Source organism: Macrococcus epidermidis (assembly GCF_024205965.1).
Classification (GTDB): domain Bacteria; phylum Bacillota; class Bacilli; order Staphylococcales; family Staphylococcaceae; genus Macrococcoides; species Macrococcoides epidermidis.
Map to the genome: position 1 here is coordinate 231,491 of NZ_CP073819.1, position 14,732 is coordinate 246,222.

A 14,732-nucleotide genomic window follows, 5' to 3' on the forward strand; every position below is an offset into this window, starting at 1 on the left:
ATCGCACAGGTTGTATTAAATTTATTTATTGCTATGATTTGGGTGCTTATGGTTGATGAAGATCAAATCTATTTATCGACGTTTATAAAAGGATATTTAATCGGTATTATAATTCTCTACATCATACATCGCTTTTTCGGACATCAGTTTTATTTATGGAAGTTAATGATTTTATTAAAGCTTGTTTTGATCTTCAACTATGAACTGATGAGCTCAAGTCTTTCAACGATGTATCACATCTTATTTATTCCGCATAAGATTGCTCCGGGGGTTGTCACATATAATACATCAATGAAGAAGAACTGGGAAATTACAAGTTTAATGATGCTGATTATATTAACACCAGGTTCAGTAGTGCTTCGTTTATCACATGATAATCAGAAATTATTTATTCATACATTACATGCGACACCATCAGAAAATATGAAATTATTAAAATCTATTAAACGCTATGAACGCGTTATTAAGGAGGTAGGAGAAACATGAATATGATACTGATTCAAGCTGCACTCGTAATATATGGTATTGCTATAATGATAGTGTTATATCGTGTTATTGCTGGACCTTCTTTACCGGATAGAGTAGTAGCTTTCGATAGTATTGGTGCGATGGTCATGTCAAGTGTGAGTATTATATGTTTAATCATGGATACGACGCTATTCTTAGAAGCGATTTTAATTATTGGTGTATTGTCGTTTATCAGTACAATCGCAACATCAAGATTTATCGAGCGAGGTGTTATCTTTGAACGTAAACGATAGCATCAATCTTATTCTTTCGATTGTTATTTTTGTAGGTAGTATTATGGCACTTATTAGCGCAATAGGCATATTGATATTTAAAGATGTTTATACACGAAGTCATGCAGCGACAAAAAGCTCCACACTTGCTGTATTACTTACGTTAATCGGTGTTTTCGTTTATTTTATCGTCAATGATGGTTATGTGAGCTTTCGGTTGTTGCTCGGTATATTTTTCTTATATTTAACAAGTCCTGTCGCTGGACATCTCATTACACGTGCTGCGTATAATAGTGGTGTAGAGATGAAAGTCGAAGGTTCAAAAGGTAAGCATTTAAATGATTTGCTGCCTACTCAAAAGAAAACTTCTAAGGACAACGCGTTATTAAAAGATAAATAATGGAGTGACAAGCGTGACGATGCAATCAATGTTATTTAACACATTTATAAAGGTAATGGATCAATATAAAGATATTTTTAATCAGAAACCTGAAGGGATTCGAGCTACAAAAGATGTTGTCTATAGCAATCGTAAACAGAATGCCACGCTGAATATTTATTATCCATATCATCGGAAGGAACGTTATCCAATCATTGTTAATATTCATGGTGGGGGATATGTTTATTCTACAAAAGAAACATATGAAGCATATTGCATGACCCTCGCGTCGCATGGCTTTGCTGTAATAAGTTATGATTATGACTTAGCACCAAAGCTGAAATATCCTACACCAATTGTCCAGCTTAATGAATGTATGCACTGGTTACATGAAAACTATGAACAGTACAATTTAGATATTAACCAGTTATTTATGATAGGAGATTCAGCGGGTGCTCAAATTATGGCACAGTATGTAACAATACTTACTAATCCTGAATATCACCAACTTTTTCAGATGAAGTTGCCACAAGTCAAAGTTTCAGGTATTGCGATTAACTGTGGTTTCTTTAATGCAATCGATATAGCGATTGCAAAGAAAAAGTCATTTATACGCTTTATGGTGAGAGGATTAATGGAAGATTATGTTGGTAAAGATTTTCACATGAAACAAAGCGAAATTAACTGTGAACCATTTATCAATAAACGATTTCCGCCAACGTTTGTAGCGAGTAGTGTAAACGATTTACTTGTGGGTAAAGCTCCGGATATACTCATTGATTTAAGAAGAAGTGGTATTAAAACGATATACAGAGAGTATGGTAAAGGTGACTTTTTTGCCCAACATAACTTTCAAATGGATATTAGAAGATCGAATGCGAAGCAATGTACTTTAGATGAGATGAAATTTTTTAAAAGTATAATAGATGAACACAAAAGCACACTGTAAATGAATACAGTGTGCTTTGTTTTTTATTGATTACGTGCAAAATTTCCATGCACTTCGGTTGTTTCATAAACATTGATAAAACAATTTTCATCATGGGTTTTAGCGATTTTGATGACATTAGGTAATTCATAACGTGTAAGCACCATTGTAATCATGTGTTTTTTATCGTTAGAATAACCGCCATAAACATCTGTCACTGTTATACCACGATAGATCTCATCAATCAGTCCTTGTCTAACACCTTCATAGTTTGAAGTGATAATATTAACGGTTAGTTTAATATTAGATGTAAAGATTGTATCAACAGTCTTGCCGGTAATATATATTGAAAGTAAAGTCATCAATGCGAGGTTCCAATCAAATAAGAAACCTGAACAAATAATAATAATGCCATTAAGAATCGTCATAATGAGACCGATAGATATATTGCTATTTTGACTGATAATCATCGCAACGATATCCATGCCGCCTGTAGTACCAGAATATTTTAGAATGATGCCTACACCGATACCGACGATTACACCCCCAAAAATCACATTTACAAAAAGTTCATTTGCGATGCTTTCTGTTGGAATGACAGTAAGGAAAAATGAAACAACAATTACACTAAGTATTGTATTGTACATTACAGATTTATTTAATTTCATAAATCCAAGTATCAATAAAGGCAGGTTTAATAAAAGGTTTAACAGACCTGCATCGACATGCAATAATTTATTTAATAGTAAAGCAAGTCCACCGATTCCACTGCTCAATACATCATTAGGTAATAAGAAGACATTAAACGCAAATGCAATAAGAAACGATCCCACTATTGTAATGAATGTCTTGAATAATAAGTTATCCTGATAATTCATTTGAAAAACTCCTTTAATCATGTAAAGCCATTATATCAACAATATTTTAAAAATAATAGGGTGCTTATTCTACTAAGTTACTCGCCTGACTTCGAGAATAGAATCCTTTCTTAATAGGTTCAAATCTAGGTTTCATTGCTAAACCGAACGCAAAAATAATGGCTGTTATCAAATATAAAAATCCAAGTTTTGACCATGTCAGTTCAGGGGTGATACCACCTACAGCTTCTCTCAGTAAGTCTACAGCGTAAGTAAATGGCAGGAACGGATGTATACGCTGGAAGAACAATGGTGTAACTTGAACAGGGAATGTGCCACCCCCACCGGCAATTTGTAATACCATAATAATGATGGCAACAGCTTTACCGATATTACCAAGTAAACTTACAAGCGTATAGACGATAACGGTAAAAGCAAGTCCAACGAGAATGGCAAATATCACATTATAGATAGGATGTTTAGCATACGCATCTAAAATAAACAAGTTCCCAAGTACGACGATTATTGCCTGGGCGATACTGATTAGAAGGAATAAAATCATTCGGCCAAGATATATTTCACGCAAACTAAACTTGTCTTTAATCGCCGGATCTTTTAATTCAGTAGTAAGTAAGTTACCACATAGTAACGCTCCTACCCAAAGTGCTAATGCTGTATAGAACGGTGCACTAGCAGAACCGTAATTAGGTATTGGAAATACTTGAGTTTCATCAAGTTGAATAGGTTTAGCAAAATAATCAGATTGATTTTTCATATCATTTTTCAGCAAGCTCACAAGCTTATTTAAAGTATCTTTATGATCAAAACTTCTTAGTTTTTTAGCAGATTTTTGTATATCTTTTTCGATAGCAGGTAACTCATCACGTGCAAATTGAGCGAGCTCATGAATACCATCTTGCGCACCTGGAAGATTGTTCTTTAATAATTTTGATGTATTATCATATTTATTTAACACTCCAGGTAAGTCGTTTTCAGCAAAGTTACTAAGACGTTCCAGGTCGCTTAATACACTTGGTAAATCAGATTGTACAAAATTACTGGCCTGACCAATTTTGGATTTGAATAACGGATAATTTGTCTGTGCTGTGTGATTAATTTGTTTAAAGCGTTGTTCCAGAGATGGAAGTTGTTGATTAATTTGATTCAATGTTGTGTTCGCTTCACTCGTAATGCGTGATGCTTCATTTAATATCTCGTCGACTTTATTAGCAAACGACTGAGCTGTGTTTAATTTTTGTGCAATCGAATCCAGGTCACCACTTAGGTTTGATAGTCCTCGATCAAAAATATCCGGCATTGTGGTATTAGCGAACGTACTCAAATCTTTAAGTGCAGTTCGTGCTGAATTAATCGCTTCCTGATTGATATTAACAGCTTGATTTGACTTAGATTGTGATATAGCATTTGAAATTGTTTTATTGAGTGCATCGAGTGACTGGTTAACGTTACTCAATTCATTTGAAATCGAATTTGTATTAAATCCTAAATCATTAACATCATTCATAATACGAATCAATTCATTATTGAAACGAATCGCTTGATTAATATTATCCTGATATACTGTTAAATTTTTTGTCAGTGTCTCAGTTGCTCCTGGCTTTTGTTCTGCAAGTTCATTCAATTGATCTAACATTTCCAGTGTTGTATTTGCTTGTTCGCCGGTTAATGTTGAGAGTGCACCAAGTCCGTTTTGAAGTGCGGTGTGAGCAGGTTTAATATCGACCGTACTTAACTTTTCTTGTCCTTTTTTATTTATTTCCTGAGCTGTATTAATCTTGTTATGTACTTTAGGCATAGCATCTTGGGAATGATTTAATACCTGTTGTGCTTTAGTGGTAGCTTCAATACCTTGTTGTACCGTATTATTAATTTCTGGAAATTTTTGCTCAATTGTATTCGCTCTTTGTAAAGCATTTTCAATGCGCGGCAAATTATTATTTAGCTTAACAATCATTTGACCTAATGCATTTATATCTGATGCGTGCTGATTTGCTACAATAATTTTGTCAGCACCACCATTTAGTTTGTCACGATATTGATTTAAACTGTAGAATTCATCAGCATATTTTGAAATATCACCTTGATGTTCATCAATTTTAATTACAGCTTTTCTAAATCTTTCGATATCTGGAAGTGCACGTTCAGCATCGAATACTGCATTCTCAATTTTATGATAAAGTGGAATCTGTTCCTCTATTTTGATACCAGCACGATTACTTTCCTGTAATAGTGCTTTTGTGGCAGCGTCAACAAACTTCTCGTTTAATGATTCTGTAATGGCCGTAGCTCCTGCATTGGTCATTTTAGGTGCAATCGCATTAATTTTTTGATTCACTTTATAATCGATATGGGCACGTTTTGGTTTTTTATGAAATATACTTGTCATATCTTTAGAGAAGTCTTTTGGAATGTGAATAATCGCGTAATATTCACCCATACGCAATTTGTGATTGGCATCTTTCAAGTTATCTTTAAACTGCCAGTTAAATTTATCGTTTTGACGTAGAGATTTTACAAGTTGGTTACCAACATTTACTTCTTTTCCTTTTACTTCGGCACCGGTGTCATGATTGATGACTGCCACTTGGAGATACTTCGTATTGGAATATGGATCCCATGATGACTTCAAATTAAACCATGCATAAAATGATGGCAAGATTGATAATCCGATGAGTAAGATGATGAAACTGGGAGTGCGTTTAATATTTTTTAAATCATGTAAGAATAGTTGATATGCGTTTTTCATTTGAACCCTTCTTTATACTAATATAGTAATTTTATAAATTAACATAAGTTTCTTAGAAATATATTTAAAATGAGTATATATCAATATAACAAATAGGGTAAAAAGATACAACAAAAAAGACATATAAAAATATGTCTCTTTATGTTTGCACATGCTTGATTAAATCTTCTATAACTGCGGTAGCTTCTTCACTTGAATAGACATCAAATACAATAATGCGACCGTTACTGAGGAGATGTATCTTATGTTCCCGAAAAGAAAGTAATTTAAAATGTTCATTTTGATGAATAATATATTCGTTAATCGTGTTAAACAGATTAGAAGATACATGCGTTTGATATTTTCCGCGACACATCTTAGTAACAAAGGATAAAGATTGTTTAAGTGCTGGATAATCTTTATTCACACATGTAGGGCATGCAGGATTGTGTATGGCATCGATATTTCTACTTTTAAATATCATTTTTTCACAATCTATTGTAGTAAGTTTTCCTGAAAAATGACCATGACTGATATAGTGCATTACTTCTGAAACTTGAATACTTGCAACGAGGTGAGCAGTTTGTGGCATAATACCTGAAATAGCACAATCTTGTCCGGTAGTAGGTTCATTAGGCAGAATACATCTCAAGCATGGTTGATTTTCTATACCATAAACAGTGCCATATACATTTAGACACGCCCCATATATCCATGGCATATTATGTTTATGGCACGCATCATTAATGATATAACGCGTTGCAAAATTATCAGTACCGTCAATGACGAGAAGCGGTTTATATTTTTCAATAATGGATTCGATATTGTTTACTGTTACTTCTTCAGATAGTGTAGTCACTTTTACATTGCTATTTATACGGTTGATGTGTGACGCTAATGCATCGACTTTTAAAGTATAAGCAGTGCTATCAGTTTCATCAAAAAGACTTTGACGATGTAGATTACTAAGTGACACAACATCCATATCACAAATTACTAGATGTCCTGCACCGCTTCTGCCAAGCATTTCACTTACTGTACTTCCCAAAGCGCCGCCTCCAATTATAAGAAATGTGCTGCTGCTTAATTTATCTTGTGATTTTTGCCCGAAACCAGGTGATTTGATTTGTCGATCAAATCGTTCGCTCATAGAAACTCAAGGCCTTCCATAGGGCTTGATGCTTGGGCAGTATATTTCTTAGGGATGCGTCCCGCTTCAAATCCTAGTTGACCAGCCTGTACGGCATATTTCATTGCTTCAGCCATCTTAATCGGGTCTTTTGCATTTGAGACTGCTGTATTGAGTAACACTGCATCTGCACCGAGCTCCATCGCAAAACTAGCGTCTTTAGGTGAACCGATACCTGCATCAACGATAACAGGGACGTTAACCGCATCAATGATATATTTTAGATTTAATGGATCATTGATACCAAGACCAGTTCCAATCGGTGCACCAAGTGGCATAATAGCATGACAGCCTAATGCTTCTAATTTTTTTGCAAGGACGACATCACAAGGGATGTATGGGCATACGATATATCCTTTTTCTAAAAGCATTTCACATGCTTTATATGTTTCGATACTATCTGGTAGAAGCGTTGTATCATCACCGATAATTTCAACTTTAATCATGTCACACATACCTGCAATACGTGCAATTTCTGCAATCTTTACCGCTTCTTCAGCTGTTTTAGCACCTGCTGTGTTCGGAAAGGTGATGTATTTATCTAAATCTACAGACTCTAATGGATTAGGGAGTGATTTATCATATAAACTCATGCGTCGTACTGCAAAAGTTAAAGCATTCGTTTCACTGATTTCAACTGCTTGTTTTTGTGTTTCGCCATCTTTAAACTTACCTGTTCCTAATATTAAACGAGAAGATAATTCCAAGTGTCCTATTTTTAACATATTAGCCGCCTCCAACGAATTCTAGTAATTCTAATTTTTGTTCGGGTTTTAAAGTGATAGATTGCCATTTAGATTGTTCGATGGGAACATCATCCACTAGCGCTACAATCCTCTTTTTATCACTTGTAAAAGTTGCGAGTAAGTCAGATAAATTTGTCTTGTCTGTTTCAAAAGGCTCATCGTTAATGTATATTTTCATAAATTTCTCCTATCTTAAAATCGTTTTGAAATTGTTGATACAGTTCACCGTCTTGTTCAAAGATCATTTGACGAATAAATTCTCCGGTAATACGTGATAATAAGATACCATTACGGTAGTGTCCTGTTGCTACAAATAATCCTTCATCTAACTGATCGAGGACAGGTCGATGCAACGTGCTATCTGGTCTAAATCCACAATCAATGCTGACGAGGGTGCTTTCTCGTAATATCGGGATGAGTTTAAACGTTTCTTCAAGTAACCACTTTATACCTTCTGCACTCGGTTGTTGATTTGTATCAAGTGAAGTTGTCGCACCTATCAAATAATGATTGTCTGATTTAGGGACAATATAATGTCCGTTTGTTTGGAAAAGTGTCTCTTTTAAATGAAGATCAGGATGATGTAACGTCAGTACCTCTCCCTTCACACCTTGCATCGGAAAGTCTATATCAAGCATATTGAGTAATGGTTCGCTTTTACATCCTGCAGCAATAATGACTTTTTCTGAGATGATGGTTTTATCGCTTATTGATAAGTGATATTTATCATCTACGTAGTTAATGGACTTGACGTAATCTGAAATATGAGGAATATCTTGATTTGCATGCTGTATAACGGTTAAATATTTACCGGCATTGACTTGACCATCTGTAGGAATCCACATTGCCTGGTCAAACACATTACTGATTGAACCATTCGCGTAAGAAGATAACGATTTTGAAGCGATCCACTCAAATTGTTCATGTTTTGAATTTAGAAATAAGTATTGAGCTTTTAGTTTCTCTTCATCTCCAGGTGAAGCAATTTTAAGCAATCCATGTTGTTGTAAGTCAATAGTTAATCCAGTCAAGTTTTCCAGTCGCTGAATATGATCAGGCATCATTTGCTGACCAAGTATAGAGAGTCTGTATAAAGGACTATCTTCAGTAAATTCATTTTGTGCCCCGAGCATACCGCCAGCAGCGTGTGTTGCTCTATAACCATGTACATCATCTATGATTGCAATATTATCTGTATGGTCTTTGAGTGCGTACACAATATTTTCTCCGATAATTCCTCCGCCTATTACAACGATGTCGTACGTAGTAACCACTCCTTTTTTACAGAAATAAATTCCTGTTTATTAGTAAATAACCTGATACCTGCAAATCCTGAAAATTTAGTGTTTAACTGTCTTATTGTGTCGATGTTGATGCCGCCTAATGCGATAACAGGCATATCGACATGAGTGACTGCATCAATTTGAGCTGCGGCTCTAGGTGGTAAATCAGGTTTGGATGGTGTAGGGAAGACATGACCAAATAAAATAAATGATAAATTAAGCGATTCAGCGTGTTTGGCTGATGCCAAAGAATGAACGCTTTGACTGACTTTTATTTCCGGATAATCATTTCTAAAGGCATCTATTTCAGAATTACTTTCTTTAAAGTGAATTCTCGTTAAATGACATGCAAATAAAATATTTGGATTGTTATGCACGATAATTTTATCTTTAGGAATTCTTGTTATCAGCTGATTTATGAAATGAATGATCTCTTTTTCTGCTGCATCAAACCTTAAAATAACGCCATCTATTTCATCATGAACCTGGATGATTTGATTGAGAACGGTGATTGAAGGTTTTGACGATGTAATCATGATAAACACACGTTTCACCTCGAAAAAACACCCACTAACTAAAATAAGCTAGTGGGTGTTGGAATTAGTATAATTAAAAACACTAAAATTCAATCACGCTTCCCTACGTTGGTTCTAACCAAGTCAGGTTCAAAGAGTCGGAAATCATTTCCTCTCAGCCCGGTTGTGGGCACCCCTAGCAAATATTTAATTCTGTATTAAGCCTACCACTAGTTAGAGTGAATTTCAATCATCTCAAATTCATGATAAAATAAATTAACGATAAAATGGGGTGTAAAAGGATGAATGAAGAAGAGAAGTTATCTTTATTAATTGATGAACGTACAGAACTTATTCAAAATGAGACGGTGTATGACAAAGCAGAAATTGAACAAAATCATACGGATTCTGTAGAGGTGGTGCTTGAACCAGCGATACAACAAGAACGTATGTCTTCTGAAGAAATTTTAAGAGAAATAGCAGAAGAAGAAGAACTTGAAGAAGAATACGCGCAAGCAGTTGAAGAAGTGAAATTATTTAAATATATTGTCCATACGATCAAATTTCATGAAGGAGATACAATTACAATCCATCAACTGCGCAATATATGTGCACATAGTGAAGCTGAATTATTACCAGATGATTTAGATGAACAATTAAATGATTATATTGAAGCGGGATATATCAGAATTAATGATGACAAAATATATATCACATTCTTAGGTGAGCATGTAAATACTCTGTTATAAGTGTTTATTACATCAAAAAAGCAAGCAAGAGTGGAACAATTTAGTTCCACTCTTGCTTGTTAGTCAGAGATTAATCTTTCAGTAAAAATGCTTCTTCGTCTCGTGAATGAATTTCGTTAACGATAATTAAGCTTCTAAAATAATCGATAATTTGAGTGGAGAACCCTTCGTTCTCCATTTGTGTTTTAATCTTAGCCACGACTTGGCGCATAATATCATGATCGCGTGTGAGTTGTTGTACTTTATCATGTAGTTCAGGATTATTATTTTCCGCTTCTGTGTAGAAACCATCTGCTTCTTCCTCAGCATCCGCGTGACTTATGACGCGTGATTCAAAGAAATCAACGAGCGCAATTACTTCCTGGATTACTTCTTCATCAGTACCATTTTTATATGTTCTAATCAATTCATCCGTCATATTCACAGCAAGACTTAAACCTGTATCGTGAATTTGTTTATGTGCATGTAGTTGTCTTAGTGATGGTCCGACTGGCATACAATCATCTCCGTTCAGTATATTTATCACTATTGTATTATAGAAAATATAATAAAAAGACTAGGGAATTCCCTAGTCTTAATTATTCAGATACGTAGTGATCATTAATGTTGATGACTTTGTCCACGTTTACTTGTAACAAAACCAATCACTAAGATTGAAAGTAATACTCCCCAGAAGATCAGTTGCCATTGTAATGAGTGAGGGAAGTCGTGAGGTAATACATGAATCGATTCATGTGCTAATACAAGCACGACAAGTTTGATACCAATCCAGCCTACAATCGCAAATGCTGCAGCTTCAAGTCCAGGATATGTTTCCAGGATTTTAATGAAATATGTTGCGGCAAATCGCATTAACACAACGCCAAGCATACCTCCAATAAACATTACCGTAAACTGTCCAGCGTTAAGTCCCATGAAGTCAGGACCAACTTTAGGTAAAGTAACCGCGATTGCGATTGCAGCTAACATTGAATCAATCGCGAATGCGATATCTGCACCTTCAACTTTCAGAACAGTCATCCAGAAACCACTACCTTTAGGCATTGCTTCTTCTTCTGCAATATCAGGAACACTTTCATCATCGACATGGTTTTTCTTTTTGAAATAAGTATATAAACTCTTTATCGACATAAAGATTAGATATGCTGCACCAAGTGCTTGTATCTGCCAATACTTAGCTAAGAATGTAATAAAGAATAATGAGATAAATCTAAAGATAAATGCTCCCATTAAACCATAAAATAAAGCTTTCTTTCTTTGTTCTTCCGGTAAATGCTTTACCATTACCGCCATAACAATAGCATTATCTGCTGCGAGTAAACCTTCCAAAACGATTAAAACAATTACTACCCATGCATACGCCATTAAAATACTTGGATCCACTATAATTCCTCCTTAATTTTAATGAATATAAAAAGACCCATGCCAAATATATTGGCAAAGGTCTCACTGAACAGTAATTGTTCCATAACGCCGGAAGTTCCAAAACTTCGTAATGACGACGATACGCTTAGGGTCTCCCCTTGAGCTACTCCCCTTCGACATAAGTCTTAGGATATTCATTTGTTGATTTATTCAAATTATGAATAAATATCATTAAAAATATCTTAACACAGAAATGTGTATAAAGCTATAATTTTATTTTATATGAATAATAATAGATGATGAGGATGATATATTTAATGCTGTTATAAACATTAAATGTTTAAAAATGAAGCATATAAATATTTAGTTTTTCTTTCTGCGATAGAGCCAGATAATGCCTCCGATAATGATAACCGCCATTAAAATATAAAACACATTAGAATAAAGATCGAAATAGTGGAGTACAACTTCCCAGTTCTGACCTAACACCATACCAAGATATATTAAGACTGCATTCCAGATGAGTGTCCCGACTGTCGTATACAAAACGAATGGAACGATAGACATTTGACTCAAACCAGCAGGAATGGAAATTAAACTGCGAATCAAAGGGACAAATCGGCATAAAAATACTGCGGTATAGCCGTATTTGTGAAACCATTTATTTGCACTGTGTAAATCATGAATATCAAGACGCAATATAAAGCCGTATTTATCTACAATTTTTTCAATTCTTCTAAGACCAAGTATATGTCCGGCATAATAAAGAATAATAGCTCCGATAACTGCTCCAAGTGTTGAAGCGATAAGCATTCCTATGAATGTGAGTTTTGGAGACTGGTCAACCATAAAACCGCCAAATGTTAAAATAACTTCTGATGGGATAGGAGGAAAAACATTTTCAAGTAATATTAAAAAAAATACTCCAAAGTATCCAAACTGTTCCATAACTTTCATAATCCATTCCTGCATATCGTCACTCCAATAGTTTTAGTAAATACTATTTTAACGTAATGTAATATATAAATTCAAAATAAATGATAATTTTAAGCATAGTATTTAGATTTTTATTACAATTTATAATGATTATCAGGGGCTTTAAAGGGTATAAACAAATAAATGAAGAACTTTTAGGAGTGACATGATGAATCAATTTAGACAAATTACAGCATCTGAATTATTCCCTACTGAACAATTGGGGCCAGAGATTTATGGGACTGTGCATTTTCAAGTCGGAGAGACATCTGAATTTAGTGGTGCATATATTACAACGAATGAAAGATTATTTATGAATGTCGATATGGGTGAGAAAGTTTATGAGCGTGTTGTAGGTTATAATGAAATGAATGATGCATCTATAACTGATGAAGGTGTTTTATTAGATTTTCATATGGGTGGTATCCCGATGACGAATATTACAAAAGGTGATGCACAGGAATTTGTGGACTTTGTAAACCAGCAAATTGAAAAAGTAAAAGAAAGACAGGATAACGTTTCAGAATAATAGTTTAAAAGCACCTTGATACATTTGTATCAAGGTGCTTTTAGCATAGATAAAAAAGTATTTTAGAATCTGTTTAAAGATTATTCTACGATTTCTAATGCAATTTCCATCATTTTTGTGAATGAAGTTTGACGTTCTTCAGGTGTAGTTTCTTCATGTGTTAATAGGTGATCACTTACTGTAAATATCCCTAATGCCTTCACATCTCCGCCAGCGTACGCTGCATTCATATAAAGACCAGCAGATTCCATTTCAACAGCTAAAATACCCATTGAACGCCATTTATCAGTAGCTTCTTTGTTAGCATTGTAGAAAATATCTGATGATAATACGTTACCAACGTGGTTTGGAACACCTTTTTCATCAGCTAATTGTTTTGCACGCGCTAATAAACTGTAATCAGCGATTGGCGCAAAGTGTCCTGGTAAACCATATTGTGCTACATAATTTGAATCAGTTGATGCACCTTGAGCGATGATTACATCGTATACATTAATACCTTCCTGCATTGCACCACATGAACCTACACGAATTAAGTTTTTAACACCGAATGTATGGATTAATTCATATGAATAAATACCGATTGATGGGATACCCATTCCTGTTCCCATAACTGAAATCTTTTTCCCTTTATACGTTCCTGTATAACCAAACATGTTACGTACTTCATTAAATTGAACGACATCTTCTAAATACGTTTCAGCGATAAACTTTGCACGTAATGGATCTCCTGGTAAAAGAATAGTTTCTGCGATTGGATTGTTTTCCGGTTTAATATGAGGTGTTGATTTAGACATAATGTAAGTCTCCTTTATATATAGTATTAATTTCAGTCTACAGAGTAATACAATTTATTTCAAGTCGCAGCGTGATAACCTCAGCGATAAATTAATTATGGTATAAAAACTAAAAACTGTAATTGTCGGAACAGCAGCATTCGTTGGTAGTGGTGCTGCAGTATTCCAGGATAAAGCGTGGATGTTAGTAGGTATAGGTGACTTAATCAATACGATGTTAACAGCATCAATTTCAGTCTTAATTATTTTATGGATTAAAGATAGATTAGGTTCATTGAATATCATCTTATTACCGATTATCGCCGGTGGATTAGCAGGACTCATCGGTATACTATCATTGCCATATGTTAAATTAATTACAAGTACTTTAGGACAGTTGGTCAATAGTTTTACAAATCTACAACCTGTATTAATGTGTGTGCTTATCGCTATTGTATTCAGTATTTTAATTATTTCTCCAATATCTACAGTTGCGATTGCAATGGCTATCGGTATTTCAGGTATGGCGTCAGGTGCTGCGAATTTAGGTGTGGCAGCTGCAGCGACAATGCTTGTTATTGGCTCTCTTAAAGTAAATAAATCTGGTATTACATTAGCGATATTAATGGGTGCAATGAAAATGATGATGCCAAACTTAATTAAATATCCAATCATCATTTTACCGATTGCAGTTACAGCTGCGATGAGTGGATTGGCTGGTGCTATATTCAATATTCAGGGCACTCCGGCTTCAGCAGGATTTGGTTACTCTGGATTAGTTGGTCCGATTAATGCATTGAAGTTTATGGATGGAAATATAGGAATAAATTTAGGTATACTTGCATTAGCTTATATTGTGATTCCTGTTATTACAGGATTAATCGTGAACACTTTATGCCTTAAATTTAAAATTTATAGTCCTGAAGTGTTCAAATTCCAATCTGGAGAATAAGGA

Annotated in this window: 18 protein-coding genes and 1 riboswitch; of the genes, 7 read left to right on the forward strand and 11 right to left on the reverse strand. The window is 34.6% G+C overall.

Annotated elements, in window-relative coordinates:
• The 4 genes from KFV12_RS01225 to KFV12_RS01240 are packed head-to-tail and all read left to right on the forward strand — an operon-like array spanning position 1 to position 2,068.
• On the forward strand, positions 1-486 hold the full coding sequence (locus KFV12_RS01225; RefSeq protein WP_133423607.1) for a Na+/H+ antiporter subunit E: 486 nt from the start codon (positions 1-3) through the stop codon (positions 484-486).
• Positions 483-761: a Na(+)/H(+) antiporter subunit F1 gene (locus tag KFV12_RS01230; RefSeq protein ID WP_111716149.1), complete on the forward strand. Its 279-nt coding sequence runs from the start codon at positions 483-485 to the stop codon at positions 759-761. The genes KFV12_RS01225 and KFV12_RS01230 overlap by 4 nt, the downstream gene beginning before the upstream one ends.
• Before the next feature lie 43 nt (positions 762-804).
• Entirely contained in the window at positions 805-1,140 is a 336-nt protein-coding gene (mnhG, locus tag KFV12_RS01235; RefSeq protein ID WP_239242252.1) for a monovalent cation/H(+) antiporter subunit G, read from the forward strand.
• A 19-nt stretch (positions 1,141-1,159) separates the two neighbouring features.
• Positions 1,160-2,068 (forward strand): alpha/beta hydrolase, encoded by a 909-nt coding sequence (locus KFV12_RS01240; protein ID WP_254257606.1) that lies wholly within the window; start codon positions 1,160-1,162, stop codon positions 2,066-2,068.
• A gap of 23 nt (positions 2,069-2,091) precedes the next feature.
• Here KFV12_RS01240 and KFV12_RS01245 read toward each other — a convergent pair whose 3' ends face one another.
• From KFV12_RS01245 to KFV12_RS01275, 7 genes are all read right to left on the reverse strand, one after another.
• Positions 2,092-2,925 carry a YitT family protein gene (locus KFV12_RS01245; protein WP_111716154.1) on the reverse strand — a complete coding sequence of 278 codons (834 nt, stop codon included), beginning with the start codon at positions 2,923-2,925 and terminating at the stop codon, positions 2,092-2,094.
• 64 nt (positions 2,926-2,989) lie between these two features.
• Positions 2,990-5,671, reverse strand: a complete 2,682-nt coding sequence (locus tag KFV12_RS01250; RefSeq protein WP_254257097.1) for a YhgE/Pip domain-containing protein — start codon at positions 5,669-5,671, stop codon at positions 2,990-2,992.
• Between the two features lie 139 nt (positions 5,672-5,810).
• Positions 5,811-6,800 (reverse strand): HesA/MoeB/ThiF family protein, encoded by a 990-nt coding sequence (locus KFV12_RS01255; RefSeq protein ID WP_254257098.1) that lies wholly within the window; start codon positions 6,798-6,800, stop codon positions 5,811-5,813.
• Positions 6,797-7,564, reverse strand: coding sequence for a thiazole synthase (locus KFV12_RS01260; RefSeq protein ID WP_239242099.1), 768 nt, complete (start codon positions 7,562-7,564; stop codon positions 6,797-6,799). Before KFV12_RS01260 ends, KFV12_RS01255 begins: the two co-directional genes overlap by 4 nt.
• 1 nt (position 7,565) lies before the next feature.
• Positions 7,566-7,763 (reverse strand): sulfur carrier protein ThiS, encoded by a 198-nt coding sequence (gene thiS / locus KFV12_RS01265; protein ID WP_096077580.1) that lies wholly within the window; start codon positions 7,761-7,763, stop codon positions 7,566-7,568.
• Entirely contained in the window at positions 7,747-8,802 is a 1,056-nt protein-coding gene (locus KFV12_RS01270) for an NAD(P)/FAD-dependent oxidoreductase (RefSeq protein ID WP_254257099.1), read from the reverse strand. Before KFV12_RS01270 ends, thiS begins: the two co-directional genes overlap by 17 nt.
• Positions 8,803-8,831: 29 nt before the next feature.
• Complete coding sequence (locus KFV12_RS01275) at positions 8,832-9,404, reverse strand: thiamine phosphate synthase (RefSeq protein WP_254257100.1); 573 nt, start codon at positions 9,402-9,404, stop codon at positions 8,832-8,834.
• An 83-nt stretch (positions 9,405-9,487) separates the two neighbouring features.
• Positions 9,488-9,591, reverse strand: a riboswitch (TPP riboswitch).
• 94 nt (positions 9,592-9,685) lie between these two features.
• On the opposite strand from KFV12_RS01275, the gene KFV12_RS01280 reads away from it, so the two are divergent.
• Positions 9,686-10,132, forward strand: a complete 447-nt coding sequence (locus KFV12_RS01280) for a hypothetical protein (RefSeq protein ID WP_099579187.1) — start codon at positions 9,686-9,688, stop codon at positions 10,130-10,132.
• Positions 10,133-10,202: 70 nt separating this feature from the next.
• On the opposite strand, the gene KFV12_RS01285 is transcribed toward KFV12_RS01280, so the two are convergent.
• From KFV12_RS01285 to KFV12_RS01295, 3 genes are all read right to left on the reverse strand, one after another.
• Complete coding sequence (locus tag KFV12_RS01285) at positions 10,203-10,628, reverse strand: hypothetical protein (RefSeq protein WP_239242096.1); 426 nt, start codon at positions 10,626-10,628, stop codon at positions 10,203-10,205.
• A 104-nt stretch (positions 10,629-10,732) separates the two neighbouring features.
• Entirely contained in the window at positions 10,733-11,515 is a 783-nt protein-coding gene (locus KFV12_RS01290; protein ID WP_111716169.1) for a TerC family protein, read from the reverse strand.
• A 345-nt stretch (positions 11,516-11,860) separates the two neighbouring features.
• The gene (locus KFV12_RS01295) at positions 11,861-12,469 is read right to left on the reverse strand and encodes a DedA family protein (protein WP_111716171.1); all 609 of its coding nucleotides are present in this window, start codon (positions 12,467-12,469) and stop codon (positions 11,861-11,863) included.
• A gap of 172 nt (positions 12,470-12,641) precedes the next feature.
• On the opposite strand from KFV12_RS01295, the gene KFV12_RS01300 reads away from it, so the two are divergent.
• Positions 12,642-13,001 (forward strand): hypothetical protein, encoded by a 360-nt coding sequence (locus KFV12_RS01300; RefSeq protein WP_254257101.1) that lies wholly within the window; start codon positions 12,642-12,644, stop codon positions 12,999-13,001.
• Positions 13,002-13,081: 80 nt separating this feature from the next.
• Here KFV12_RS01300 and deoD read toward each other — a convergent pair whose 3' ends face one another.
• Positions 13,082-13,798, reverse strand: a complete 717-nt coding sequence (deoD, locus tag KFV12_RS01305) for a purine-nucleoside phosphorylase (protein ID WP_096077572.1) — start codon at positions 13,796-13,798, stop codon at positions 13,082-13,084.
• Positions 13,799-13,919: 121 nt separating this feature from the next.
• On the opposite strand from deoD, the gene KFV12_RS01310 reads away from it, so the two are divergent.
• Positions 13,920-14,729, forward strand: a complete 810-nt coding sequence (locus tag KFV12_RS01310; protein ID WP_254257607.1) for a PTS sugar transporter subunit IIC — start codon at positions 13,920-13,922, stop codon at positions 14,727-14,729.
• Positions 14,730-14,732 lie beyond the last annotated feature (3 nt).